General features: G+C 71.2%; 24 protein-coding genes and 1 pseudogene. 11 read left to right on the top strand and 14 right to left on the bottom strand.

Annotated features, from left to right (window positions below; genetic code table 11):
• Positions 1 to 13: 13 nt before the first annotated feature.
• On the bottom strand, positions 14 to 844 hold the full coding sequence (locus GY24_RS02100) for an SDR family NAD(P)-dependent oxidoreductase (protein ID WP_233279146.1): 831 nt from the start codon (positions 842 to 844) through the stop codon (positions 14 to 16).
• A 146-nt stretch (positions 845 to 990) separates the two neighbouring features.
• On the bottom strand, positions 991 to 1,293 hold the full coding sequence (locus GY24_RS02095) for a hypothetical protein (protein WP_104474160.1): 303 nt from the start codon (positions 1,291 to 1,293) through the stop codon (positions 991 to 993).
• A gap of 61 nt (positions 1,294 to 1,354) precedes the next feature.
• Between GY24_RS02095 and GY24_RS02090 the strand changes: the two genes are divergently transcribed.
• Positions 1,355 to 1,828 carry a hypothetical protein gene (locus tag GY24_RS02090; protein WP_104474159.1) on the top strand — a complete coding sequence of 158 codons (474 nt, stop codon included), beginning with the start codon at positions 1,355 to 1,357 and terminating at the stop codon, positions 1,826 to 1,828.
• Here the strand turns inward: GY24_RS02090 and GY24_RS02085 are convergent.
• Genes GY24_RS02085 through GY24_RS02070 form a run of 4 tightly spaced genes read right to left on the bottom strand, consistent with a single transcriptional unit; the run spans position 1,825 to position 4,103 of the window.
• Entirely contained in the window at positions 1,825 to 2,028 is a 204-nt protein-coding gene (locus GY24_RS02085; protein WP_104474158.1) for a hypothetical protein, read from the bottom strand. The genes GY24_RS02090 and GY24_RS02085 overlap by 4 nt on opposite strands.
• 20 nt (positions 2,029 to 2,048) lie before the next feature.
• A complete protein-coding gene (locus GY24_RS02080) occupies positions 2,049 to 2,774 on the bottom strand; it encodes an ABC transporter permease (protein WP_104474157.1) in 726 nt (241 codons plus the stop codon).
• 19 nt (positions 2,775 to 2,793) lie between these two features.
• A complete protein-coding gene (locus tag GY24_RS02075) occupies positions 2,794 to 3,696 on the bottom strand; it encodes an ABC transporter ATP-binding protein (protein WP_104474156.1) in 903 nt (300 codons plus the stop codon).
• Positions 3,693 to 4,103: a GntR family transcriptional regulator gene (locus tag GY24_RS02070; RefSeq protein WP_104474155.1), complete on the bottom strand. Its 411-nt coding sequence runs from the start codon at positions 4,101 to 4,103 to the stop codon at positions 3,693 to 3,695. Before GY24_RS02070 ends, GY24_RS02075 begins: the two co-directional genes overlap by 4 nt.
• 306 nt (positions 4,104 to 4,409) lie before the next feature.
• Here GY24_RS02070 and GY24_RS02065 point away from each other — a divergent pair, with 306 nt between their 5' ends.
• Positions 4,410 to 5,840, top strand: coding sequence for an HNH endonuclease signature motif containing protein (locus GY24_RS02065; RefSeq protein ID WP_104474154.1), 1,431 nt, complete (start codon positions 4,410 to 4,412; stop codon positions 5,838 to 5,840).
• A gap of 24 nt (positions 5,841 to 5,864) precedes the next feature.
• Here GY24_RS02065 and GY24_RS17405 read toward each other — a convergent pair whose 3' ends face one another.
• Entirely contained in the window at positions 5,865 to 6,350 is a 486-nt protein-coding gene (locus tag GY24_RS17405) for a hypothetical protein (protein WP_133161086.1), read from the bottom strand.
• 92 nt (positions 6,351 to 6,442) lie between these two features.
• Here GY24_RS17405 and GY24_RS02055 point away from each other — a divergent pair, with 92 nt between their 5' ends.
• The 5 genes from GY24_RS02055 to GY24_RS02035 all read left to right on the top strand — a co-directional run bounded on the left by GY24_RS02055 (position 6,443) and on the right by GY24_RS02035 (position 13,059).
• Entirely contained in the window at positions 6,443 to 7,870 is a 1,428-nt protein-coding gene (locus tag GY24_RS02055) for an amidase (protein ID WP_104474152.1), read from the top strand.
• 149 nt (positions 7,871 to 8,019) lie between these two features.
• Complete coding sequence (locus GY24_RS02050) at positions 8,020 to 8,841, top strand: ABC transporter ATP-binding protein (protein ID WP_104474151.1); 822 nt, start codon at positions 8,020 to 8,022, stop codon at positions 8,839 to 8,841.
• A gap of 129 nt (positions 8,842 to 8,970) precedes the next feature.
• Complete coding sequence (locus tag GY24_RS02045) at positions 8,971 to 9,939, top strand: iron-siderophore ABC transporter substrate-binding protein (protein ID WP_104474150.1); 969 nt, start codon at positions 8,971 to 8,973, stop codon at positions 9,937 to 9,939.
• 7 nt (positions 9,940 to 9,946) lie between these two features.
• Positions 9,947 to 12,112, top strand: coding sequence for an iron ABC transporter permease (locus tag GY24_RS02040; protein ID WP_233279145.1), 2,166 nt, complete (start codon positions 9,947 to 9,949; stop codon positions 12,110 to 12,112).
• Entirely contained in the window at positions 12,079 to 13,059 is a 981-nt protein-coding gene (locus GY24_RS02035; protein ID WP_202972899.1) for a siderophore-interacting protein, read from the top strand. The genes GY24_RS02040 and GY24_RS02035 overlap by 34 nt, the downstream gene beginning before the upstream one ends.
• A 208-nt stretch (positions 13,060 to 13,267) precedes the next feature.
• Here the strand turns inward: GY24_RS02035 and GY24_RS02030 are convergent, their stop codons facing one another.
• The 3 genes from GY24_RS02030 to GY24_RS02020 all read right to left on the bottom strand — a co-directional run bounded on the left by GY24_RS02030 (position 13,268) and on the right by GY24_RS02020 (position 16,567).
• Entirely contained in the window at positions 13,268 to 14,131 is an 864-nt protein-coding gene (locus GY24_RS02030; protein WP_104474148.1) for a carbohydrate ABC transporter permease, read from the bottom strand.
• Between the two features lies 1 nt (position 14,132).
• On the bottom strand, positions 14,133 to 15,140 hold the full coding sequence (locus GY24_RS02025; protein ID WP_104474147.1) for a carbohydrate ABC transporter permease: 1,008 nt from the start codon (positions 15,138 to 15,140) through the stop codon (positions 14,133 to 14,135).
• Positions 15,141 to 15,253: 113 nt separating this feature from the next.
• Entirely contained in the window at positions 15,254 to 16,567 is a 1,314-nt protein-coding gene (locus tag GY24_RS02020; RefSeq protein WP_104474146.1) for an ABC transporter substrate-binding protein, read from the bottom strand.
• Positions 16,568 to 16,729: 162 nt separating this feature from the next.
• On the opposite strand from GY24_RS02020, the gene GY24_RS02015 reads away from it, so the two are divergent.
• Positions 16,730 to 17,944 (top strand): ROK family transcriptional regulator, encoded by a 1,215-nt coding sequence (locus tag GY24_RS02015; RefSeq protein ID WP_104474145.1) that lies wholly within the window; start codon positions 16,730 to 16,732, stop codon positions 17,942 to 17,944.
• 122 nt (positions 17,945 to 18,066) lie between these two features.
• Positions 18,067 to 19,896, top strand: coding sequence for a glycoside hydrolase family 35 protein (locus tag GY24_RS02010; protein ID WP_104474144.1), 1,830 nt, complete (start codon positions 18,067 to 18,069; stop codon positions 19,894 to 19,896).
• Positions 19,897 to 19,906: 10 nt separating this feature from the next.
• Here the strand turns inward: GY24_RS02010 and GY24_RS02005 are convergent, their stop codons facing one another.
• Complete coding sequence (locus GY24_RS02005) at positions 19,907 to 20,284, bottom strand: Fe-S oxidoreductase (RefSeq protein ID WP_104474143.1); 378 nt, start codon at positions 20,282 to 20,284, stop codon at positions 19,907 to 19,909.
• 117 nt (positions 20,285 to 20,401) lie between these two features.
• Here GY24_RS02005 and GY24_RS02000 point away from each other — a divergent pair, with 117 nt between their 5' ends.
• Together GY24_RS02000 and GY24_RS01995 are read left to right on the top strand one after the other, a co-directional pair.
• The gene (locus GY24_RS02000) at positions 20,402 to 20,617 is read left to right on the top strand and encodes an RNA polymerase subunit sigma-70 (protein ID WP_104474142.1); all 216 of its coding nucleotides are present in this window, start codon (positions 20,402 to 20,404) and stop codon (positions 20,615 to 20,617) included.
• On the top strand, positions 20,610 to 21,074 hold the full coding sequence (locus GY24_RS01995; RefSeq protein WP_104474141.1) for a Clp protease N-terminal domain-containing protein: 465 nt from the start codon (positions 20,610 to 20,612) through the stop codon (positions 21,072 to 21,074). The genes GY24_RS02000 and GY24_RS01995 overlap by 8 nt, the downstream gene beginning before the upstream one ends.
• Before the next feature lie 37 nt (positions 21,075 to 21,111).
• Here GY24_RS01995 and GY24_RS01990 read toward each other — a convergent pair whose 3' ends face one another.
• From GY24_RS01990 to GY24_RS01980, 3 genes and pseudogenes are all read right to left on the bottom strand, one after another.
• Entirely contained in the window at positions 21,112 to 21,897 is a 786-nt protein-coding gene (locus GY24_RS01990; RefSeq protein WP_104474140.1) for an arginase family protein, read from the bottom strand.
• Between the two features lie 197 nt (positions 21,898 to 22,094).
• Entirely contained in the window at positions 22,095 to 22,829 is a 735-nt protein-coding gene (locus GY24_RS01985) for a PspA/IM30 family protein (protein WP_083363312.1), read from the bottom strand.
• Between the two features lie 54 nt (positions 22,830 to 22,883).
• A pseudogene (locus GY24_RS01980) lies at positions 22,884 to 23,424 on the bottom strand (TPM domain-containing protein); the annotation flags it as partial.

Here is a 23,424-nt window from a genome sequence, read left to right as displayed (position 1 = left end):
TAGCGCGCCGCGTCTACCGCGCCGCCCGTCGCCCCGGGTTCGTCACCCGGCCGAGCGTCGTCAGGAGCGAGCGCTGCGGAACCAGGCGAACGGCCCGCGCCGAGAACGCGTTGCCCAGGCCGCTGACCACCCGCGGTGGCGTCGAGCGCCGGTCGAGGGCGCGGAACGCCGTCTCGATCACGTCGGCGGCGCTCTGCGGGGCGCCGAACGAGACGCCCTCGCTGCCGGCAACCTGTTTGAACTCGGTGGCGGTCGGGCCAGGGCAGAGCGCGAGCACCTTGAGCCCGGTGCCCTTCGCCTCGGACCAGAGTCCCTCAGAGAAGCTCAGCACGTAGGCCTTCGTCGCCGCATACACCGACATGAACGGCACCGGCTGGAACGCGGCCGTGCTCGCCACGTTGATCAGCGCGCCCGTGGCCGGCGCGGTGCGGGCATGCCGCAGCAGCTCCGGCCAGAGCGCCCGGGTGAGCTGGGTGAGCGCGAGCACATTCAGCTGCACCTCGTTGTGCAGCCGCTGCTGCTCGAGCGCGCCGAAGCGCCCGTAGCTGCCGAAGCCGGCGTTGTTGACGAGGGTGGCGACCTGGATGTCACGCTGGCGGAGGTCGGCGACGAGGGTGTTCACCGCATCCGGGGCGGTCAGGTCGAGCGGGATGACGGTCGAGACCGTGCCGAAGCGCTCGGCGAGGTCGACGGCGAGGGCCTCCAGGCGTTCCAGCCGTCTGGCCACCAGCACGAGGTCGGCGCCGCGGGAGGCGAACTCCCGGGCGAACGCGGCGCCGAGACCGCTGCTCGCGCCGGTGATGAGCACCGTCGTGCCCATCGGGTTGAAGACGAAACGAGTCATGGTTTCAGGCTAGACCTCGGGGCCCCGCACGACCGTGATCGCGTCGAAAAAACAGGAGGAGAGCGCCGCGGAGCCTGCCCGCCGGGGCCGCAGTGCTCTCCTCCTGCTTTTCCCGGCGGCTGGCTGCTGCTGCTGCTCTGGCCGGACTAGCTGCGCGCCAGGCCGCGCCGGGCGAAGGCCCAGCCGCCCCAGGCGGCCAGGGCGAGCGCGCCGAGTGTCGCGAGCACCAGGCCGAGCACCGCGCGCGGGGACAGGAGCACGCCGGCATCCGGCACGAACACCGTCTCGGGGAGCGGGGCATAGGCGAACCAGCCGACGGTGGTCTGCTCGGTCGGCAGGAGCAGCAGCACCACGCCCGCGAGCACGAGCAGCGCGGCGAGCACCACGCCGATCCGCAGCCACGCGCGGTGGCGGGGGTCAAGCCTGTGGGCAGCGCCGAGTTCGCTCATATCGCGATACTAGGCCATCGGCACGCACCGGTGCCATGGCCTCGGAAACTAGGATCGGGGGATGCCCTCGTCTCAGTCCCACCCCGCGCTTCCGACCGGCCGCCCCCCGCGCCACACCGTGCTGCGCTCCTTCGCCGGGCACCTGGATGCCGCTCCGGATGCCGTCTTCTCGGCGATCCAGCAGAAGATGAGAGCCGCGCCCGGCGTCACGGTCGACGCCGCCGGGCACGAGATCGTGCAGCAGGGCGGCTGGTGGTATCGCGGCGAGTACCGGGTGATGGCGGAGCCGGCGGATGCTGGCACCGATGCCGGCACTGAGGCGGGTGCGGATGCCGCGGCACCGGGCACCCGGCTCGAGTACGAGATCGTGAACGTCGCCCAAAGCTGGCATTGGGCCGGGCCGATCGCCGGGCGCCGCGTGCTCGCCGAGGCGCCCTACGGCTTCCACGCGTTGCTGAGCGAGATCGAGGCGGAGCTCTGGCCCGAACTCGCCGGCGAGTCCGACCTCGACGCCGGGCCCGCCGACGAAGGCTAGAAGCGCGGCGGCACGGCCTCGGCGGCGAGTCCGACGTGCTCGCGGGAGTTCTGGCGCCTGCGCTCGACCCACCTGTAGTGGTCGCGCAGCCCCCGCGCGACCGCGACCCTGATCACGCCGTAGAGCAGCAACAGCCCGATGCAGAAGCCGATGGCGGGGAGAAGCAGCGGGTACAGCGCGAGCACGGTGTCGTTGTCCATGCCCGCATTCTGGCACCCTCTTAGTTCTTCGGCGTCGCCCGGCGCAGCATCGCGTAGCCGGCGAGCCCGGCCAGCGCGGAGACGAGCAGCGACCACGCGGCCATCCCGGTCGTGCCGTTGGCGGTCATCCACGAGCCGATTGCCGCCCAGCTGTTCGTGTACGCGATCAGGGCGAACAGACCGACGAGGGCGGCTCCGCCGACCACCCAGAACACGACCATGCCGTTGATGCGCCAGCGCATGTAGATCGTGGCGATCGCGGCGCCCGCGAAGCTGAACAGCAGTTGCAGTGCGAAGAAGCCGAACCAGTGCTCGATGGGTGTGCCCCCGCCGCCCCACGGAACGGTGAACAGCCGCCCGTTCAGGCCCCAGCCGTTCGTGGCCTGCTCGATCGAGGCGAGAACGGTGAGCACCACGGCGTTGGCGGCCGAGACCAGGCCGAAGGTGAGCGCGGTGCCGAGGTAGAACTCGCGCCGCGTCACGCTGAAGCCGAGCGCGAACGGGAAGGTGAGGTTGATGGCCATCACGGCGGCCACGAGCAGGTAGATGAGGATCGAGAGCAGCGCGCCGCTGAACTGCGGGCTGCTCGCCGACCCGTCGAAGCCGCTGGTGACGCCGACGGAGCGCAGGATCATCCAGATGGCGATGGTGATGAGGAAGGCGGAGCCGAGGATGATCCAGGGCAGCGTGACGTAGGCCATGCGGTTCACGAGGTGCAGGCGCACGACGTTCCAGATGCGGGTCATGGGATGTCCTTTCCGGCGCTCAGGCCGAGGCCTGGAAGTCATGGGTGGAGGTGTTCGTGCTGCGCACGATCAGCTGCTGCAGGGAGACGGGCAACAGCTCGAGGCCGGAGTCGGCGGCATCCGCCCGTTCGAATGCGCTCAGCTGGCCCTGAATCGTGACGGATGCCAGCCCGCCGATGCTCTCGCTGTGCAGCAGCGTCCGGCCGGCGGTGAACCGCTCGACCGCGGCGCGGGTGCCGGCGACGGTGGTGGCCGAGCCGCGCAGGGCGTCCGCCTCCTCGTCGATGATGATGCGGCCCTGGTCGATGACGAGCACGTGCTCGAGGAGGTTGCTCACCTCGTCGATCAGGTGGGTGGAGAGGATGACGGTGCGCGGGTGCTCGGAGTAGTCGGCCAGCAGGCGGTCGTAGAAGATCTGCCGGGCGACGGCGTCGAGGCCGAGGTAGGGCTCGTCGAAGAAGGTGAGCGGCGCCCGGGAGGCGAGCCCGACGATGACGCCGACCGCCGAGAGCTGGCCGCGGGAGAGCTTCTTGATCGGGCGGTTGAGGGGAACGTTGAACTCCTCGATCAGCTCCTCCGCGAAGGCGGCATCCCAGTTGGTGAAGAACCACGGGGCGCTCTTGAAGACGTGCTTGGCGCGGAACTCGTCCGGGTACTTCTGGCTCTCCTTGATGAAGCAGATCTGGGAGAGCACGTCCGGGTTCTCGACCGGGCTCGCGCCGAACACGTTGATGCTGCCGGAGCTGGCGAAGTCCTGCCCGGTGAGCAGCTGCATGAGTGTCGTCTTGCCCGCGCCGTTGCGGCCGAGCAGGCCGTAGATGGTGTTCTCGCGCACCTCGAAGTCGACGGAGTCGACCGCGGTGACGGAGCCGAAGCGCTTGCTCAGCGCGGTGACGGAGACGACAGCGGAGGTGTCGGTCATGAGAGCTGCTCCTTCCGGGAGGCGGATGTCGGTGTTGCTGCGGATGCCGTGGCGGAGGCCTCGTCGCGGAGGAGCTCGCCGAGCTGAGTGGGGGAGATGCCGAGCTTGGCCGCCTCGGCGAGCAGCGGGTGCAGGTACTCGTGCACGAAGCGATCGCGCCGCTTGGAGACGAGCCGCTCGCGGGCCCCGCTGCTGACGAACATGCCGATGCCCCGCTTCTTGTAGAGGATGCCGTCGTCGACGAGTAGGTTGACGCCTTTGAGGGCGGTGGCCGGGTTGATGCGGTAGAACGCGGCGAACTCGTTCGTCGAGGGAACCTGGCCCTCCTCGGGCAGCGCGCCGTCGATGATGTCGTTCTCGACGCGCTCGGCGATCTGCATGAAGATTGGTCGTTCGTCGGTGATCACGATCGTCCCCCTCTGCGCATTCGCCCCGCTGGTTCGTTACTCATGTAACTAACCAACTAGCTAGCCGTGCTTTTGTCAAGCCCCGCCGGATCTCCCTCCGGTCGGCGCGCGTCTCGCGCGTCCGCCTTCCACGTTCCTCTCCCCGCGTCGGCTGAGAGAGCGAGGAACGAGCGACCGAAGCCCGGTTTCCCGCCCGAACGCGGCGCCACTTCCGACGCTACCGCACCCCACCGACACTGCGCGGAAAGTTATCCACATCAGGGATTTTCTTCGTCGAACCCTTGCTTTCCGCCGTAAAATGGTGTCATGGGAAACGCGACGGACGCACTGGCAGATGCACAGTCCTCCCTCGCCGCCGCCCTCGCCGATTCCGATGAGCGGATGCTGCGCGACGACGCCCTGCTCGAGCTCACCGCGACGGCCGAAGCCGTCGGCCGGCTCGCCGACGCGCTCCGCATCCGGGCGGCCGGGGAGGTCGCGTTCCGCTCCCGCCGGGAGCTCGGCGAGGACCGCCTCTCGGCGAAGAAGGGCTGCCGCAACGCCGTCGAGCTCCTCGCCCGAGTGACGCTCGCTTCCGAGCGCACCCTCACGCAACGGATGCGGCTCGGGGCGGCCACGAAGGCCCGCTCCGCCCTGACCGGTGACACACTCCCCGCCGCGTTCCCCGAAGCTGCCGCAGCACTCCGGTCCGGCACCCTCGGCTACGACAGTGCCCTGGCCATCGTCGACACCCTCGACCCGATCCGGCCCCGGGTCGGCGACCTCAACGTCGAACTCGCCGAGACCGCGCTCGTCGCCGCGGCGACCGGCCCCACCATCGAGTCCGCGCTGCCGTTCGCCGCGGACGAGGTCCGCGGCCAGGCCCGCGTCTGGGAGAGCGTCCTCGACGAGGACGGCACTGTCCCGGCCGAGGAGCGGGCGATGGCCGCGCGCGGCATCAGCGGCGGGCTCACCCGGGACGGGCTGGTGCACCGCAAGATGGCGCTGCTGCCGGAGATCGACGCCAAGTTCGAGACGCTGCTGAACGCCTACCTGAGCCCGCGCTCGAAGCCCACCTTCAACGACACCGACCCGACCGCCCCGAGAGACCCGCGCGCCACCGCGCAGGCCCGGCACGACGTCTTCGCCAGCCTGATCGACGGGGCCGCCCGCAGCGCGGACGCCCCGACGATGGGCGGGGCCGCCCCGACCGTGCTGGTCTCCGTGCGGCAGGCCGACCTGGACTCGGGAACCGGGTCCGGGTTCATTGAGGGCTGCGAGGCGCCACTCTCGCTGCGAGCCGTGGAGCAGTTCGTCTGCGCCGGCGGGCAGCAGCACGTGCTGATCGGCGACGACGGGCGCCTGGTCAGCCTGAGCAGCACCGACCGGGTGTTCAACGCGGCGCAGCGGCGGGCGATCAGCCTCCGCGACGGCGGCTGCATCATTCCCGGCTGCAGCATTCCGGCGGCGTGGTCGGAGATCCACCACGTCATCGCCTACCGGGACGGCGGCGAAACCGAGACGTGCAACGGGGTGCTGTTGTGCTGGTTCCACCACCGCACGATCGAGACCAGCGGCTGGCGGATCCTGATGATCGACGGCGTCCCGCACGTGAAGCCGCCACCCTGGCTCCGGAACGGCCGCACCGACGCCGAGACGCCCTGGCGAAGATCCACGAAGTCCCGCGCCCAACTGGCCGACCTCCTCGAGCGCCAGCGGGAGCACCAGCGCGAACGCCAGCCCGTGCTCGTCGAGTAGTCCCCGCCCGGGTCCGAGCGGCAGCTAGTGGAGGGCCCTCGGCGTTCGGAACTTCGGTTCCGCGGGGAGAGCGGGGAGCCTCCGCAGCCGTGCCGCAGAGTTGAGGTACAAGGCCGCGAGCGCAGTGATCTCGAGAATGCCCGTCCAGAGTCCGGCGTCCGTGTAGCGGTCCAGCGCACCGAATGCAGCGTCCACGCCGAGCGCCGCGGCGATGGCGACCGCCGCCGCCGATGCCGGGGTCACGGCGAAGAGGATGCCGAGTGTGCCGCTGAGTCGTGGCCGCGCCGTCATCTTCCACCATGGTCGAGGGGGCGCGACCGGCTCCCCGCGGCCGCGGAAGATCCGTGCGCCGAGGAGGACGCTCGCGAGTGAAACAGCCCAGCTCACTGCATCGACTGCGGCAGGCGGCAGATGGAGTGCGTTGAGCAGCGCGGGCACCGGAATTCCGAGGAGCCAGGCGCCGACCACGTACAGGAGCTTGAAATACCACCGCGTGATGCGGACATCCAAGAGTCGTCGCACAGTGCCCCCCCTCCCCGCTGCGACCAACAGTAGTGGGCGGAGCGGGCTCACCGCCTCGGCATCCGCAATAGGCTCTGGACATGGCTGAACTGCACGATCTCACCGCACTCGACCAGTGGCAGGCGCTGCAGAGGGGCGACTTCTCGCCGCTCGAGCTCACCGAGCACTACCTTGCCCGCATCGAGCGGCTGAACCCCGAGCTGGGCGCCTTCGTCACCGTGACGGCGGATGCCGCCCGCAGCCGCGCCGCCGAATTACAGGAATCCGGCCCCGGCCCGGCGCCGATCTGGGGCCTGCCCTTCGCCGACAAAGACCTGGAGATGCGCGCGGGCGTGCCGACCGGCTTCGGCTCCCGGCTCTTCACCGGGTTCGTGCCCCCGGTCTCGGACGAGATCGTCGAGGCCCTGGACGGGGCCGGCGGCGTCAGCCTCGGCAAGACGGCGACACCGGAGTTCGGGCTGCCGAGCTACACCGAGAGTCTGGCGGGCCCGCTCGCGCGGAACCCGTGGGACACCAGCCGGGGCTCCGGCGGGTCGAGCGGCGGGGCGGCCGTCGCCGTGGCATCCGGCATGCTGCCCTTCGCCCCCGGCAGCGACGGTGGTGGGTCCGTGCGCATCCCGGCGGCGGCCTGCGGCCTCGTCGGGCTGAAGCCCTCCCGCGGGCGGGTGCCCGGCGGCGCCGCCCTCGACTCCCTGGCCGGTCTCGCCGTGCCGGGGCCGCTCGCCCGTACGGTCTCCGACGCCGCCCTGCTGCTGGACGCCATGATCGCCCCGAACGGATACCCGGCCGACCACCACTTCGCGCTCCGCGCGCCTGGCAGCGACGGCCCGTTCCTCGCCTCGGCGGTGCGCGGGGAGGGGCGATTCCAGCTCGGGGTGATGACGACATCCGCCTGGGATGACGCCTACGAGATCACCATCGCACCCGAGGCGATGCAGGCGCTGGATGCCGCCGTGGCGGCGTTCGCGGCCATGGGGCACGGCATAGAGCAGACCGCGCTAGAGCCCGACGAGACCTACGCGCCCGCCTTCCGCACCATTTGGCAGGCCGGGGCCGCAAGCATCCCCGCCGAGACGCCCGAGCAGGAGGAGCTGCTGGAGCCGCTCACCCGCTGGCTGATGCACCGCGGCCGCGCCCTCAGCGCCCGCACCCTCGCCGAGGCTCTCAAGGCGCTCGCCAGCTACGAGCGCTCGCTGATCCGCCAGCTCTCACGCTTCGACGCCGTGCTCACGCCGGCGCTCGCTCTGACCCCGCGCCCGATCGGCTGGTACGACGCCGACGACGGCGAGCGCAACTTCGCCCAGCAGGTGCAGTACACGCCGTTCACGTCGATGCTCAACGTGAGCGGGCTGCCCGCGATCGTGCTGCCGATCTCCGAGACGGATGCCGGCCTGCCGATGGGCGTGCAGCTGATCGGGCGGCCGGGGGGAGAGGCGACGCTGCTCGCGCTCGGCGCACAGCTGGAGCGCCGCGTGCACTGGGAGAGGCGCCACCCGGCCAGCTGGTGAGACGCCGGTGGGGTGCCGGTGAGGTGCTAAGGGCGCACGGAGGGCGCGCCGGAGGGGCTCCAGGCGGCCTGGGCGAGTTTCGCGGCAGCGCTGAGGAATTCCCTCTTTCGGCTTGACAATGTTAGCTAAGGCTTACCTAATATGTAAACATGCTCGGAATTGACCTCACGCTCGCCTACAACGGCACCGCCGTTGTGCACGGGGCAGACATCACCCTCGCGCCCGGTCAAATCACCGCGCTCGTCGGCCCCAACGGCAGCGGCAAGTCCACGCTGCTGCGCGCGCTGGCCCGCCTGCACGCCCCGCAGTCCGGCCGCATCGAGCTGCCGGCGGAGGGGGCAGACCCACTGGACGCGCTGAGCCTCGGCCAGCGCGACTTCGCCCGCCGGGTGACCCTGCTCGCACAGAGCCGGCCGACCCCGGCCGGGCTGTCGGTGCGCGAGGTGGTCGAGTTCGGCCGGCACCCGCACCGCGGCCGCTGGACCCGCGGCGACGCCGATGGCGCGGCCGCCATCGAGCACGCGATGGCCGTCACCGGCGTCGACTCCCTCGCCGAGCGCCCCGTGGACCGCCTCTCCGGCGGCCAGTTGCAGCGCGTCTGGCTGGCCAGCTGCCTGGCCCAGGGAACCGGCGTGCTGCTGCTGGACGAGCCGACCACCTACCTCGACCTGCGCTACCAGGTCGAACTGCTCGACCTGGTCCGCGACCTCGCCGAGGTGCACGGCGTCACGATCGGCGTCGTGCTGCACGACCTCGACCAGGCGGCCGCCATCGCCGACCACGTCGTGCTGCTGGCCGACGGCCGGGTCCGCGCCGCCGGATCCCCGGAGCGGGTGCTCACCACCGAGCTGCTCAGCGCCGCCTACGGCATCCGCGTCGAGGTGCAGCTGGACGAGCGCTCCGGCCAGCTGCGCACCCGCGCGCTCGGCCGGCACAACGCCGCGCGCGCCCCCGAACGAGCGGTCGCCTAGCGCCACAACCGCTCCGGAACCGCCCCCTCCCACCACCCCGCAGCAGCACGGCCCGCACCGGCCGGGCAGCAGCATGCCCGAAATCCCCCGGCGAATCCGTTCGCCGACCCCACAACACCCAAGGAACCCATGAACAAGCGCACCATCGCCCTGTCCATCGCCGCCGCCGCGACCGCGGTCCTGCTTGTCGGCTGCGGCACCAGCGAGGACGCCGCGCCCGCCGCATCCGGCGAAGCGGCCATTACCGTCACCGACGACCGCGGCCAGGTCATCTCCCTCGACGCCCCCGCCAGCCGCGTCGTCGCGCTCGAGTGGAACACCGCGGAGAACCTCGTCGCGCTCGGCGTGATGCCCATCGGCGTCGCCGACGTCGAGGGCTACTCCACGTGGGTCAAGGCGGAGGACCTCGACGAGTCAGTCACGGATGTCGGCCAGCGCGGCGAGCCCAGCATCGACGCCATCGCGGGCCTCGCCCCCGACCTCGTGCTCACCACCACCGACCTCAGCGAAGCCGCCATCGCCCAGATCGAGGAGTTCGCCCCCGTGCTCGTCGTGCGCGGCGCCAACGCCGAGGACGCGATCGGCCAGATGGAGCGAAACCTCGACAACATCGCCACGGCGACCGGCACAGAGGAGCAGGCCGAGGTGCTCATGGACGGCTTCGAGGCCAAGGTCGCCGAGGGCAAGGCCGCCGTCGAGGCAGCCGGCCTCGCCGGAACCGAGTTCTTCATGAACGACGCCTGGGCCTCCAGCGGCCAGGTCTCGATCCGCCCGTTCGCGCAGGGCGCGCTGCTCGCAGAGATCACCGAGGAGCTCGGCATGGTCAACGCCTGGACCGAGGAGGGCGACGCCGACTACGGCCTCGGCTCCACCGATGTCGAGGGCCTCACCGTGCTCGGCGACGTGAACTTCTTCTACATCACCAGCGGCGATGCCGACGTCTACCAGAACGAGCTCGCGACGAACGCCGTCTGGACCTCGCTGCCATTCGTGCAGAGCGGCAAGGTGCACCGCCTCGCCGACGGCATCTGGATGTTCGGCGGCCCGTCGTCGATGAGCGACTACATCGACGCCGTCATCGCCGTCGTCTCGAAGTAACCCGCCGGTGCTCTCCTCGATTCAGCGGCCCCTGGCGGGCCCCGACGCCCACCTCGTGCCGGGGGAGGGCACAGCACCGCGCCTCGGGCCGGATGTCGGCACGCCGGCCGGCCGGCCGGCCGGGCGCCGCGGCCTCCTCGCCGCCACGCTGGCCGCCGGCCTCGTGCTCATCGCCGTGCTCGCCGCCATCCACCTCAGCCAGGGCTCCGCCCCCGTCTCGGTGGCGCAGCTCTGGCACGTCATCACGGGCGGAGGCGAGGAGCAGGCGACCGCCGTGCTCCTCGCCTCCCGGGTGCCCCGCCTGCTGGCCGGGCTGCTCGTCGGCGTCGCCCTCGGCACCGCCGGCGTCGTCATGCAGACGGTGGCGCGCAACATCCTCGCCTCACCGGACACGCTGGCCGTCAACGCGGGCGCCTACCTCGCCGTCGTCGCCTTCGCCGCGTTCGGGCTGAGCGTGCCGCTGCTCACCGGCAGCCTGATCGCCTTCCTCGGCGGCCTGGCCGCCGCCGCCCTCGTGCTCGGGCTCGCGGCCGGCGGCGGTGGGGGCAACGGCGGCGGCACGGTGCGGCTGGTGCTCGCCGGCTCCGCCATCGCCCTCGCTTTCTCCGCGCTCACCACCATGCTGCTGCTGCTCTTCGCCGAGGAGACCACCGGGCTCTTCGCCTGGGGCGCCGGAACCCTCGGCCAGACCAGCATCGACGGCGTCGCCCAGCTCGGCCCCGTCGTGCTCGCCGCCTTCCTGGCGCTGCTGCTGCTCGGCCACAAGCTCGACATCCTCGCCCTCGGCGACGACACGGCCAGCGTGCTCGGCATCCGGGTGCGCCGCACCCAGACGGCCGCCATCGTGCTCGCGGTGCTGCTCTCGGCCTCCGCCGTCACCGTCGCAGGGCCGATCGGCTTCGTCGGCCTCGCCGCCCCCGCCATCGTGCGGCTTCTCGCCGCGCGCATCCCCGGCTTGCAGCGCCACCGCGCCCTGATCCCGGCCGGCGCCATCATGGGCGTCATCGTCGTGCTCGGCGCCGACGTGCTGCTGCGCCTCGTCTTCGGCGGCTCGGCCGCCGTCGCCGTGCCGACCGGCGTCGTCACCACCGTCTTCGGCGCCGTGTTCCTCGTCATCCTCGCCCGCCGGCTCACCGACGGCGGCGGCACCGGCTCCGCGGGCGCCTTCGCCCTCGGCACGAGCTCCCGGCCGCTCACCCGGCGCCTCCTCATTGTCGGCGCCGGCGTGCTGCTCGTGGCCGTCGCGTTCGCCTCCCTGCTGCTCGGCGACGCCAAGCTGCTCGGCGGCGACCTGCTCAACTGGGCCACCGGACAGGCCGGCCCGGTCACCGAATTCGTGCTCAACACGCGGATGCCGCGTGTGCTCGCCGCGATCCTGGCCGGTGCGGCGCTGGCCGTCGCGGGCGCCGTCGTGCAGGCCGTCTCCCGCAACCCGCTCGCCGAACCCGCCCTGCTCGGCGTCACCGGTGGCGCCGGGGTCGGCGCCGTGCTCGTCATCACCATCGCGCCGCTGGCGAGCTTCTGGGCGGTCAGCGCCGGCGGCCTGCTCGGGGCGGTCGCCGCCGCGGTCATCGTGTTCGGCCTCGCCGCGGCCGGCGGCTTCGCGCAGAGCCGGCTGATCCTGATCGGCATCGGCGTCTCGGCCGCCGCCGGGGCGATCGTGAGCATGCTCATCATCGCCACCGACCCGTACAACGCCGCCAAGGCGCTCACCTGGATGTCCGGCTCCACCTACGGCCGCACTCTGCCGCAGCTGCTGCCCGTGCTCATCGCGCTCGTCATTGCCGCCCCGATCCTGGCCGGGGCCCGCCGCGATCTCGACGTGCTGGCACAGGACGACGACACCCCGCGCATCCTCGGCGTGCCGCTCGGCCGCACCCGCTTAGGGCTGCTCAGCGTCGCCGTCGCCCTGAGCGCGGCCGCGGTCGCCGCCGTCGGCGTGATCGGCTTCGTCGGGCTCGTCGCCCCGCACGCCGCGCGTGCCCTGGTCGGCGGCCGGCACGCCCTCGTGCTGCCCATGTCGGCGCTGCTCGGCGCCCTGCTCGTCTGCGTCGCCGACACCCTCGGCCGCACCGTCATCGCCCCCGGCCAGCTGCCGGCCGGGCTGCTCACCGCCGTCGTCGGCGCACCGTACTTCGTATGGCTGCTCTGGCGCTCACGAAGGACATCATGAAGCCCAGCTACCGTCAGTTCGACGTCACCGTCGCCGGCATCCGCCCGCTCAGCCCGAACTTCACCCGGGTCACCTTCACCGGCCCCGAGCTGCACGAGTGGGGCTGGTACGGCGCCGACCAGCGCATCAAGGTGGTGCTGCCCGGCGAGATCTGGCGCACGTACACGATCCGCGCGGCCCGCGCCGCGGAGCGCGAGGTCGACGTCGACTTCGTCACCCACGGGCTCACCGGCCCCGCCACCCGCTGGCTGCACGGCGCCGCGATCGGTGACGCCCTCGCCCTGATCGGGCCGGATGCGACCAGCGGCGCCGAACCGGACGGCTACGTGTGGCGGCCGGGTGCCGCGCGCACGCTGCTGCTCGCCGCGGACGAGACGGCCGTGCCCGCCGTCGCCACCATCCTCGAGGGGCTGCCGGCGGATGCCACCGGGCACGTGTTCCTCGAGGTGCCGAGCCCCGGCGACGCCCTGCCGCTCACCGCGCCTGCCGGGGTGGCGATCACCTGGCTGCCGCGCGGCACCGACGCCGGGCACGCCGACGCCGGAAATAGCGACGCCGGGCACGCCGGCGCCACCAACGGTTCCGAGCCGCTTCCGTTCGGCGGGGCGCTGGTGCCGGCCGTGACCGCCTGGGTGGACGCCTGGGCGGAGAGCTGCGCGCAGGCCGCCCCGGCGGGGGAGCGTGCGCCGGAGGAGCCGGCGCAGGAGGCCGGCCCAGACGCGGAGTACGAGATCCTCTGGGAGGTGCCGGACGAGCAGGAAGGGCCGGACGAGCAGGATGGGCCGGCCGTGCCGGAGCGGCCGGCATCCGCCGAGCTCTATGCCTGGCTGGCCGGCGAGGCCGGCGCGATCACCGGGCTCCGCCGCCACCTCGTGCGCGAGCGCGGCGTCGACCGCAAGCAGGTCGCCTTCATGGGCTACTGGAAGCTCGGCCGCTCCGAGAACTAGCAGCGCCCGGCCGACTCCAGCGCCCGGCCGACTCCAACGCCCAGCCGCGGACGCCGCACGCGCTCGCGGCATTCGAAAAATCTCGCGGCCCCCGGTATGTCGGGTGCCACGAGACTTTTCGGGGGCCGCGACGGTTGCAACCGGAGCGGAGCGCGCCCGGCGGAAATGCAGCCAACGTCCCGGCCGGGTGCAACGGGGCGCGCCCGCGCTAGCCCTTCACCGCGCCGGCGGTCAGCCCGGACTGCCAGTAGCGCTGCAGCACGAAGAACAGCACCACGAGCGGGATCACGCTGAGCAGCGCGCCCTGCAGCACGGCGCCGTACTGCGGGCTGAAGTAGCTCATCATGCCGTACAGGCCGAGCGTCACCGGCTTCAGCTCGGCGCTGTTGAGCATCATCAGCGGCAGCAGGAAGTTGTTCCAGGTCGCAACGAAGATGAACAGGAAGATCGTCACCATCGCCGGCGCCAGCAGCCGCAGCACGAGCGTGAAGAAGGTGCGCACCTCGCCGGAGCCGTCCAGGCGCGAGGCCTCCAACAGCTCGTCCGGCACGCCGGCGTCGACGAACATGCGGCCGAGGAACACCCCGAACGGGCTCACGCAGGAGGGGATGATCACCGCCCAGATCGTGTTCGTCAGGCCGAGGCCGTTGAAGAAGATGTACAGCGGCACGGTGAGCAGCGCGATCGGCATCAGCAGGCCGCCGAGGATGGCCAGCTGGATGCCGGCCTTGCCCGGCATCCGGAACTTCGCCAGGGCGTAGCCCGCGCTGACCGACACCAGCGTGCCCAGCACGCCGGCGACGGTCGAGTACAGCATCGAGTTGCCGACCCAGCGCCAGAAGTTGCCCTGCGTCCACGACATGAGCGCCGTGTAGTTCTCGACGATGTTGTTGCCGGCGAACAGCAGCCCGTTCGAGGAGATCAGGTCCGGGTTGCTCTTCGTCGACGAGACGATCAGCCAGTACACGGGGGCGAGGAACAGCACCGCGGCGGCGATGAGCACGATGCGGGTGATGGCGAGGGTCGCCGGCGAGGGCCGCAGCGACGGGGGAGTCTGGGTGGTGGGGGCCATGTCAGCGAGTGCTCCGCTTCTGAACGAGGGCGAAGATGGCGGCGAGGATTCCCGCGATGACGGCCATCGAGATCGAGACGGCGGATGCCGGGCCAGCGCCGGACGGGCTGGTCGTGCCCATCATCGAGCTGTAGGCCAGCATCATCGGCGTGTAGTCATTGCCCATCCACGGGTTCACCGCGGCGAGCACGGTCGGCTCGTTGAACAGCTGCACGGTTCCGATGATCGAGAGCAGCACGGCGAGCAGCGTGGCCTGGCCGACCATGGGCACCTTGATGCGGCGCACGATGTCGAACTCGCCGGCGCCGTCCAGGCGCGCGGCCTCGTACAGGTCGTGCGGGATGGCCTGCAGGGCGGCCAGGAAGATCAGCATGTTGTAGCCCATGAAGGTCCAGGTGGTCATCGTCGCCATCGACGCGATGATGGTGCCAGGGGCGAAGAAGTCGATAGTCAGGTCGACGTTGTTGCCGAGCAACCCGGTCAGCCACTCGGAGATCGAGCCGAGGGTCTGGTTGATGGGGGAGAGCCCGGGGCTGAAGATGTACGTCCAGACCAGAGCCGCGATGACGCCGGGGATGGCGTAGGGCAGGAAGTAGCTGAGGCGGAAGAACGCGACCCGCCTGACGATGAAGGAATCGAGCAGCAGGGCGAGGATCAGCGCGCCGCCGAGCATGACCGGAATCTGGAAGGCGCCGAAGAGCAGGACGCGCCCCATGCCCTCCCAGAAGGTGGCGTTGCCGAGAACCTGGGCGTAGTTGTCGAGGAACGCGAAGGTCTCGACCATCCCGCCGCCGCCGTAGAGGGAATCGCCAGCCGCCTTCTCCGTGAAGAAGGAGGACCGGATCGAGACGAGGATCGGGATCACGAAGGTCAGAACGAACAGGATCGCGAACGGGGCGAAGAAGCCCCAGCCGATGCGTCCCTCGCGCCGCCGGCGCCTTCTGTTGGCCTGAGCGCGTTGCTCGGTCACCAGGCGCTCTGGGGCTGTCGGCCGCGTTAGCGTGCTCATCGTCGACTCGCTCTTCTCGTTGCTTCCGGAATGATGGTGCGTCCGGAATGATGATGTCGGCACGGCACGCACGAGTGTGCCTGCCGTGCCGACGTTTCAGAGGTGGTGCTGTGTTACTTCGCGACCGGCAGGCCGGCGCTGGTGAGCGCGGCGATGGCGGACGTCTGTGCGGCGGTGAAGATGTCCATCACGGGAGCGGTGCCCTGGCCGGCGGCATCCGCTGCCTTGACCATGTCACCGTTCACGGCGGGGAAGCCCGGGATGTAGATGAAGTCCGGGCTGAGCGACTCGTTCGCAGCGGCGAGCACCGAGAACACGTCCTGGCCACCGTAGAACGACTTGATGGAGTCGGGGGTGGTCATGGCGCCCTTGGCGGCGACAACGAGGCCCTGGGAGACGAGCGGGTCGATCTGCGTGTTGAACCAGTTGTTGAAGTCCATCGCCTCGGCCGGGTGCGCGCAGCCCTTCATCACGGCGACGCCGGAGCCGCCATCGGGGCCCGTCATCTGCGTGGCGCCGAAGGTCGGCAGCTCGACGACGGCCCACTGGCCCTCGTTGGCCGAGCCGGCCATGTCACCGGCGAGCAGCGGGGCCTCCCACGCGGCGCCGATGGTGCCGATCAGCGTCTGGTCGACCAGCGCCTGCTTGAACTCGTCGCCCCAGCGGTTGGCAACGAGGGTGCTCTTCGTGTCGATCAGGCCCTGCCAGAACGACGCGACCTTCGCGGTGCCGGCGTCGGAGACGTCGACGCTCCACTTGCCGTCCTCCGCCGTGAACCAGGCGGCGCCGGCTGCGGCGGTCTGGCCGGAGAGCCAGTACTGCGCCTCGTCGGGCTGGAAGGCGACGGCGTACTTGCCGGCGGCCGCGGCAGCGGTCGTGGCGGCGGCGAGCTCGTCGGCCGTGGTGGGAACCGTGAGGCCCAGGCGCTCGAACTCGGCGGCGTTGTAGTAGTAGACCAAGGGGCCCGTGTCCTGCGGCAGGCCGACGGTCTCGCCGTTGACGGTCATGAGGGCAACGGCACCGGCCGAGAAGTTGTCGACGTAGCCCTGGGCGAGATCGGTGACGTTCTCGAGCATGCCCTCTGTGTACATGGTGGGCACCTCGGAGTAGCCGAGCTGTGCGAGGCAGGAGACGCTTCCGGCCTTCACATCGGCCTTGAGCTTGGTGAGCATCTCGGCGGCCTTGCCGTCGAACTTGGTCGCGGTCACCTGCACGTCGGGGTGCGCGGTGTTCCACTCGGCGATGATGTCGGCGACCTTGGTCATGCCCTCGCCGTCGGGAAGGCGGTGCAGGTAGTCGATCGTGATCGACTCATTCGGACCGGCCTCCTCTCCGGAGGTGGCCGGGCCGGTGGAACACGCGGTGACGCCGAACAGCATTGTCGCGGCTGCGGCGATTCCCATGGTGCGAAGAGCAACTGATTTCATGTGGATTCACTTTCTCGGTGTGTGCTCTGAGGAATCCAAATGGCCTCATCCTCGAAGCATCGCTAAATCATTTGAATAATACCCGAACTAATTACTTCACTGTCAAGATGGAGTTTCAACAATTGTGATTCACCGACGGATCGCCACTGGAGGCAGGCCGAGATGAGCGGGCGAGTAGATCAGGCCGAGATGCGGCGCGCGAACATGAGCCTGATGCTGCGCAGCCTCCGCAGCGGCGACCCGCGTTCTCGTGCGAGGCTGGCGACGGAGACCGGGCTGTCCAAGGGTACGACCTCGACGCTGATCGCCGACCTGGTCGGCCTCGGCCTCGTCCGCGAGGACGAGCGCGAGCGAACCGGCGCGGTCGGGCGCCCCGGCACCGCCATCGCCATCGACGGCGGCCGGGTGTTTGGCGTCGGCATGGAGATCAACGTCGACTACCTCGCCCTGACGGTCGTCGACCTGCGCGGCCGGACCGTGCACAGCGCGGTCGCCGCCCTCGACATCGCCAGCACCCCGGTCGCCGAGGTCCTGGACCAGCTCGCCCGGCTCATCGAGGACGCGATGCGGCTGGCCCGCGCCCGCGACGGCCAGATCGTCGGCATCGGCATCGGCGCCCCCGGCATCGTCGACCTCGAGTCCGGCTCGGTGCGGTTCGCGCCGAACCTCGGCTGGCACGGGGTGGCCGTTGCGCGGGAGCTCGCGGCCCGGCTCGGCCCGGCCGGCCCGCCGATCAGGCTGGAGAACGACTCGAAGCTCGGAGCCGTCGCAGAGTTCTCGGTGCGCGAGAACCAGGACATCGAAGACCTGCTCTACCTCTCCGCCGACGTCGGCGTCGGTGCCGGAATCGTCGCGGGCGGGCGCCTGATGCGCGGCTGGTCCGGCTTCTCCGGGGAGGTCGGGCACCTGCCGATCGGGCCGCAGGGCGTCGCCTGCCCGTGCGGGCGCACGGGCTGCTGGGAGCTCAACGTCGGCCTCAACGCCTTCCTCGCCCTGGCGGCCGATCAGGGCGACGTCGTGCACGACCGCTCCGTGCCGTTGGAGGAGCGCCTGCGCGCGCTGCGCGGCCGCGCCGACAGCGGCGACGGCCGCGTGCTCGCGGCGCTGTCGACGCTCGCCGCGAATCTGTCGATCGGGCTCTCCGTGCTCGTGGACGTGCTGAACCCGCGGATGATCGTGCTCGGCGGCTACTTCCCCTCCTTCAGCGACTTCCTCCTGGCGCCGATCACGGCCGCGCTGGAGGCGCGCCGGATGGACCTCGGCAGCTCGGCGATCCTCGTCGGATCGAAGCTCGGACTGACCTCGGCGGCGCGGGGTGGCGCGCAGCTGGTGCTCGAGGACGTCTTCGAAGACCCGACGATCGCCGCGTCCAAATAGCCCGTCGCGGCGATCGGCGAGTTGACATTTGACGCGGCCTGTCGGAATAATTCTGGCATTGAACTAATCGGACTTGAGTGGCCGCGCAGTGCTGCGCGTGCCAGCTGCATCAAAGGATGGCCATGAACGCGACGCCCGACCCCACATCCGCTTCCCGAATCCTGACGGTGCAGGATGGCGCATTCCGGCGGGGCGGCGAGGAGCACCGCATCCTGAGCGGGGCTATCCACTACTTCCGGGTGCGTCCGGAGCTCTGGCGCGACCGCCTGCTCCGGCTGCGCGCGCTCGGCCTGAACACGATCGAGACGTACATCCCCTGGAACTGGCACGAGCAGACCCGCGGCGACATCGACTTCACCGGGCCCCGCGACGTCGCCCGCTTCGTGCAGGAGGCCGGCGATCTCGGATTCGACGTGATCCTGCGCCCCGGCCCGTACATCTGCGCCGAGTGGGACTTCGGCGGTCTGCCCGGCTGGCTCATGGCGGAGCCCGGTATCGCACTGCGCACCATGGACCCGCGCTTCATCGGCGCCGTCGACGGCTGGTTCGACGCCATCTGTGAGGTGATGCGCCCGCTGTTGGCGACGCACGGCGGCCCCGTCGTCTCGGTGCAGGTGGAAAACGAGTACGGCTCGTTCGGCGACGACGCCGAGTACGTGCGCTACTGCCGGGACGCGCTGACCTCGCGCGGCATCGACGTGCTGCTGGTGACCTCCGACGGCCCGATCGCCGGCATGTTCGCCGCGGGCATGGTGGAGGGTGCCCACGCGACCGTCAACTTCGGCTCCCGCACCGGAGAGGCCTTCGAGGCGTTGCGCGCGGTGCAGCCGCAGGGGCCGGACATGTGCATGGAGTTTTGGAACGGCTGGTTCGACCACTGGGGCGAGCCGCACCACGTGCGGGGCGCCGCGGATGCCGCGGCCACGCTCGAGGAGATCCTCGGCGGCGGGGGCAGCGTCAACTTCTACATGGCGCACGGTGGAACCAACTTCGGCCTGTGGAACGGCTGCAACACCGAGGACGGCATGCTGCAGCCGACCGTCACGAGCTACGACTACGACGCCGCCGTCGGCGAGGCGGGCGAGCTGTCCGAGAAGTTCTACGCCTTCCGCGAGATCCTGCGGCGCTACGCGACCCACGAGTTCCCGGAGCCGCCCGCGCTGCCCGCCCGCCTCGGCGCGCAGGACGCCGCGGTCACCGAGTGGGTGTCGCTGCGCGGCTCGCTCGGCGCCTTCGACGCGCCCCAGCAGTCGGCGCTGCCGAAGCAGATGGAGCAGCTCGGCCAGGACCAGGGGCTCGTCTGGTACCAGGCGTCGCCGCTGCTGGACGCCGGAGAGGTCACCCTGCGGATCGACGGCCTCGCCGACCGGGCCACCGTGCTGCTGGACGGCGTTGTCGCCGGCACCATCGACCGCAACGACGCCGAGCACACCCTCGTCGTGCAGGCGCGCACCGACGGCCGGCCCACCGAGCTCGTCATCATCGTCGAGAACCAGGGCCGCATCAACTTCGCGGGCGGGCTCGGCGAGCACAAGGGGCTCCGCAGCGTCCGCCAGGGCGCGCGCTTCATTCACGGCTGGACCAGCACCGCCCTGCAGATCGGCCGGGACGGCGCAATCGACTCGCTCCACTTCGGCGAGTCCGCCGACAGCGCAGGCCCGGTCTTCGGTCGCGCATCGCTGACCGTGGACGAGCCGGCGGACGGCTTCATCGCCCTCCCCGGCTGGGGCAAGGGGTTTGTCTGGCTCAACGGCTTCCTGCTCGGCCGCTACTGGGAGCGCGGGCCGCAGGTGACGCTGTACGCGCCGGCACCGCTCTGGCGCACGGGCGAGAACGAGATCGTGGTGCTCGAGATGGAGCGCGCGGGCTCCCGCGTCGAACTGCGCGGCGAGCCTGACCTCGACGGCGGCCGGCTGGCCGGCATCCCCAAGGCCGCAGAGTTCTTCGACTGAGCGAGACGGGTCAGCGGCTGGAGCGCTGGGCGCGCAGGTAGCCGCCCTTCTCCAGGCCGGCCTCGATCTCGAAGCGGTTCTTCAGTGGATTGCGGCCGGCCAGCAGGTACAGCAGCGGGAACAGCATGCCGTAGCGCTGCCACTGGCGCTTGTGCACGGCCTCGTGCTCCATGACGTCCGGGGTCACGTTCTGGTCGGTGAGGTAACAGCCGCCGACGCAGGAGCCGCCGCGGCCGAAGGCCCACGTCGGCAGGCCGCGGAACACGAACAGGCCGTTGTGCCGCTCCACCCGGCCGGTGCTCCAGATGAAGCCCCAGACCAGCCCGACGAGGGTCGCGTAGAGGTAGCCGAGGCGGCTGAGCGGGGAGTCGAAGAGGAGGGCGCGCACGGTCTCAGCGTAGCGTCAGCGCCTCCCCGCGTCGCCCGCCTGCGAGCTGGCGCCGCCCGCGGGTTGCTCTGTCAGTTTGGCTTGACAGATCGGGATTGTCAGTTCACACTGACAGACATGGACCCGATTGATGTAGACCAGCTGCGCACCGCCGACCCGGCGACCGGGCTGCGCGCCGTCACGGCGCTGCACCGGCTCGCCGAGCGCATCGAGGCGACCCATGTCGCGGCGGCTCGACGAGCAGGCTGGTCCTGGGAGCAGATCGGCGATGCCCTCGGGGTCACGCGCCAGTCGGTGCACGCGAAGTACGGAAGGCGGGAGAACGATGTTTGAGAGGTTCAGCCGTTCGGCCAGGGCGGCGGTCGAGGACGCCGTCTCCGAGGCGGCACGACGCGGTGACCGGCGAATCGGCACCGACCACCTGCTGCTCGCCCTGCTCGCCGACGACGACATGGCGCGGCTCGTCGGCGTGGACGCCCCCACGGCACAGGACACCGTCGACCGACTCGACCGATCCGCGCTCGCCGCGGTGGGGATCACGCTGGGCGAGTTCCGGCACACCGCACCCGCCGTGCTCGCCCGGCCCAGCGGGTCGATGTCCTCCGGCGCGAAGTCCGTGCTCACACACGCCCTCGCCCACGCGGTGTCGGAGAGGGCACGGGCGATCACCTCGCGGCACCTCCTGCTGGCGGTGCTCGACCGGAACGAACCCGACCCCGCCGCGACGCTGCTGGCCGCGTTGCCCGTCGACCGCCCGGCCCTGCGGCAGCGGCTGGCGGACGCGGGCTAAGGCCGCTGGCCGGCCTCGCTGGCCCCGCCGGGCCGGCTCAGCGGGTGAGCGCGCCGATGACGCGCAGGATTGTCGGCAGGTCGCCCTCCGCGTCGAGCGGCGAGGCGGGGGAGAACCCGGCGATCGTGGCCCCGGCCAGGGGGAACTCGGCGCGGAGCGCGGCGACGGCGCCGGTCAGCTGCTCCAGGCTGAGCCCGAACGGCAGTGGGTTCGCGAGGCCGGTGATGACGGCGGGGTCGAGCACGTCGAGGTCGATGTGCACGTACACGCTGCCCGCGCCGGTCGCGCGCACGGCGTCCAGCAGGAGGCCGGGGTGATCCAGCTGCTCGGCCCCGACCCGGGAGATCTGCTTCTCGTCGATGAACGCCGACTCGGCGGGGTCGACGTCGCGGATGCCGCCCAGCACCAGGCGGTCCGGGTGCAGCCGGTGCGCGGCATCCGGCAGCAGCTCGCCGTCGCCGCAGAGGGCGCGCAGCACCATGCCGGTGAAGGCGCCGGAGGGCGAGTCGTCCGGCACGTTGAGGTCGGGGTGGGCGTCCAGCCAGACGACGGCCAGGTCGCCGCCGGTGCGCCGCATGGCGTGCTCGACGGCGCCGAGCGAGACCCCGCAGTCGCCACCGATGGTCAGCGCCCAGTCGGGCACGGTCGCCAGGCTGTGCAACAGCCGGTCCCGCACATTGAGCAGGGCGGAGAAGCGCCGCACCCCGGTGCCGAGGGCGTCGCCGCTCTCGGCGGGGACATCGACGATGCGCGTCGCCGAGGCCGGCAGGTCGCCGCGGATCGCCTCGGCCCCGTCGGCCAGGCGCATGGCGCGCGCGGACATGGAGCCTTGCCACTGGGGCACAACAACAAAGGTGACAGCCACCCTCTCAGTATCCTCTCCAGCCGCACACAATGGCAGTTTGCCCGGCGGCGGGTTTGCGCGGCGCGTTCGCGACGCGGGCGTGCGCTGCCGGCAGACACGGGGGGAGAACGCAGTGAGGGCGGCCGGGTCGACCGGCCGCCCTCCCGTGCACTCGCCTACTGACCGATGGCCCCGGCGGAGCCGCCGGCCTTCAGCGCCGCCAGGCGCGCGTCGACCTCGGTGAGCTCGCCGATGTCCTCCAGCTCGTTGAACTGGGCGTCCAGGCTCGATGCGGCGAGCTCGCTCGCCCCGCGCACCTTGGCCTCTTCGCGGCGGATCTTCTGCTCGAAGCGGGAGACCTCGCTGGTGGGGTCGAGGATGTCGATGCTCTTGACGGCATCCATCACCTGCGCCTGCGCGGCGGCGGTCTTCGAACGTGCGATCAGCTCGTCCCGCTTGGAGGAGAGCTGGTTCAGCTTCTCCTTCATCGAGTTCAGGCCCGCCTTGAGCTTGGCGACGATCTCGGTCTGCGAGGCGATCTGCGGCTCGGCCGCCTTCGCCTCGTTCTCGGAGGCGATCTGCCGGCCGAGCGCGACCTTGGCGAGGGCGTCGAACTTGTCGGCACCGGCCGCGTCGCCGGCGGCGCGCAACTCGTCGCCCTTGCGGCTGGCCGCGATGGCCTTGTTGCCCCACTCGCGGGCGGCCTCCACGTCCTCGCGGTGGTCGTCCTCGAGCAGGCGCAGGTTGCCGATGGTCTCGGCGATGGCGCTCTCGGCGTCGGCGATGCTGCTGGTGTAGTCGCGCACCATCTGGTCGAGCATGAGCTTCGGGTCCTCGGCGGAGTCGATCAGAGCGTTGATGTTCGCCTTCGCGAGCTGGGCGATGCGACCGAAGATGGACTGCTTAGCCATAGTGTGTTTCCCTTCCCAATGTTTCTACGGTGTGGTGTGTTGTGGTCTGCTGAGCTAGAAGCGGCCGCCGGAGCCGCGCCGGGAGCGCGTGCCGCTGCCGCCGAAGCTGCCGGGGCTGCGCCGACCGCCGGATCCGCCGGAGGATCCGCCGAAGCCGCCGCCGAAGCCGCCTCCTCCGCGCGAGCCCCCGCCGCCGAGCATCGAGTTGATCAGGATGCCGCCGAGCACCGCGCCCGCGACGTTGCCGCCCCGGCCGGAGCCAGCGCCCATCCCGCCCATTCCGCCCATGTCGCCGAACCCGCCGACGTCGTTCTGGGCCAGCCGGATCGCCTCCCCGGCGAGCTGGTTGGCGCGCTGGGCCTGGCTGAGCGCCTGCGCGGGGTCGGCGGCGCCGAGCGATTCGGCCTGCACGATCAGCCGTCCGGCCTCCGCCAGCCGAGTGCGCGCCTCGGCCCCGACGGCGCCGCGGCGCGCGGTGATGAAGTCCTCTGCCGCCCCGAGCTGGCTGCGCGCCGCCAGCAGTGTCTGCGCCAGCGCCGCCTGCGCGCGCTGCCTGGCGGCCTCGGCATCCCGCACGCTGCCGAGCAGCGCGTCG

The organism is Microterricola pindariensis (assembly GCF_002936985.1).
In the GTDB taxonomy this organism is placed as follows: domain Bacteria; phylum Actinomycetota; class Actinomycetes; order Actinomycetales; family Microbacteriaceae; genus Microterricola; species Microterricola pindariensis.
Note: the sequence above shows the minus strand (reverse complement) of the source record. Positions and strands in the feature narration are given on the sequence as shown.

Excerpts from the sequence above, each read along its gene's own strand:
- GY24_RS02100 (WP_233279146.1), bottom strand. The coding sequence starts at position 844 with ATGACTCGTTTCGTCTTCAACCCGATGGGCACGACGGTGCTCATCACC.
- GY24_RS02095 (WP_104474160.1), bottom strand. The coding sequence starts at position 1,293 with ATGAGCGAACTCGGCGCTGCCCACAGGCTTGACCCCCGCCACCGCGCG.
- GY24_RS02090 (WP_104474159.1), top strand. The coding sequence starts at position 1,355 with ATGCCCTCGTCTCAGTCCCACCCCGCGCTTCCGACCGGCCGCCCCCCG.
- GY24_RS02085 (WP_104474158.1), bottom strand. The coding sequence starts at position 2,028 with ATGGACAACGACACCGTGCTCGCGCTGTACCCGCTGCTTCTCCCCGCC.
- GY24_RS02080 (WP_104474157.1), bottom strand. The coding sequence starts at position 2,774 with ATGACCCGCATCTGGAACGTCGTGCGCCTGCACCTCGTGAACCGCATG.
- GY24_RS02075 (WP_104474156.1), bottom strand. The coding sequence starts at position 3,696 with ATGACCGACACCTCCGCTGTCGTCTCCGTCACCGCGCTGAGCAAGCGC.
- GY24_RS02065 (WP_104474154.1), top strand. The coding sequence starts at position 4,410 with ATGGGAAACGCGACGGACGCACTGGCAGATGCACAGTCCTCCCTCGCC.
- GY24_RS02055 (WP_104474152.1), top strand. The coding sequence starts at position 6,443 with ATGGCTGAACTGCACGATCTCACCGCACTCGACCAGTGGCAGGCGCTG.
- GY24_RS02050 (WP_104474151.1), top strand. The coding sequence starts at position 8,020 with ATGCTCGGAATTGACCTCACGCTCGCCTACAACGGCACCGCCGTTGTG.
- GY24_RS02045 (WP_104474150.1), top strand. The coding sequence starts at position 8,971 with ATGAACAAGCGCACCATCGCCCTGTCCATCGCCGCCGCCGCGACCGCG.
- GY24_RS02035 (WP_202972899.1), top strand. The coding sequence starts at position 12,079 with ATGGCTGCTCTGGCGCTCACGAAGGACATCATGAAGCCCAGCTACCGT.
- GY24_RS02030 (WP_104474148.1), bottom strand. The coding sequence starts at position 14,131 with ATGGCCCCCACCACCCAGACTCCCCCGTCGCTGCGGCCCTCGCCGGCG.
- GY24_RS02025 (WP_104474147.1), bottom strand. The coding sequence starts at position 15,140 with ATGAGCACGCTAACGCGGCCGACAGCCCCAGAGCGCCTGGTGACCGAG.
- GY24_RS02020 (WP_104474146.1), bottom strand. The coding sequence starts at position 16,567 with ATGAAATCAGTTGCTCTTCGCACCATGGGAATCGCCGCAGCCGCGACA.
- GY24_RS02015 (WP_104474145.1), top strand. The coding sequence starts at position 16,730 with ATGAGCGGGCGAGTAGATCAGGCCGAGATGCGGCGCGCGAACATGAGC.
- GY24_RS02010 (WP_104474144.1), top strand. The coding sequence starts at position 18,067 with ATGAACGCGACGCCCGACCCCACATCCGCTTCCCGAATCCTGACGGTG.
- GY24_RS02000 (WP_104474142.1), top strand. The coding sequence starts at position 20,402 with ATGGACCCGATTGATGTAGACCAGCTGCGCACCGCCGACCCGGCGACC.
- GY24_RS01995 (WP_104474141.1), top strand. The coding sequence starts at position 20,610 with ATGTTTGAGAGGTTCAGCCGTTCGGCCAGGGCGGCGGTCGAGGACGCC.
- GY24_RS01990 (WP_104474140.1), bottom strand. The coding sequence starts at position 21,897 with ATGTCCGCGCGCGCCATGCGCCTGGCCGACGGGGCCGAGGCGATCCGC.
- GY24_RS01985 (WP_083363312.1), bottom strand. The coding sequence starts at position 22,829 with ATGGCTAAGCAGTCCATCTTCGGTCGCATCGCCCAGCTCGCGAAGGCG.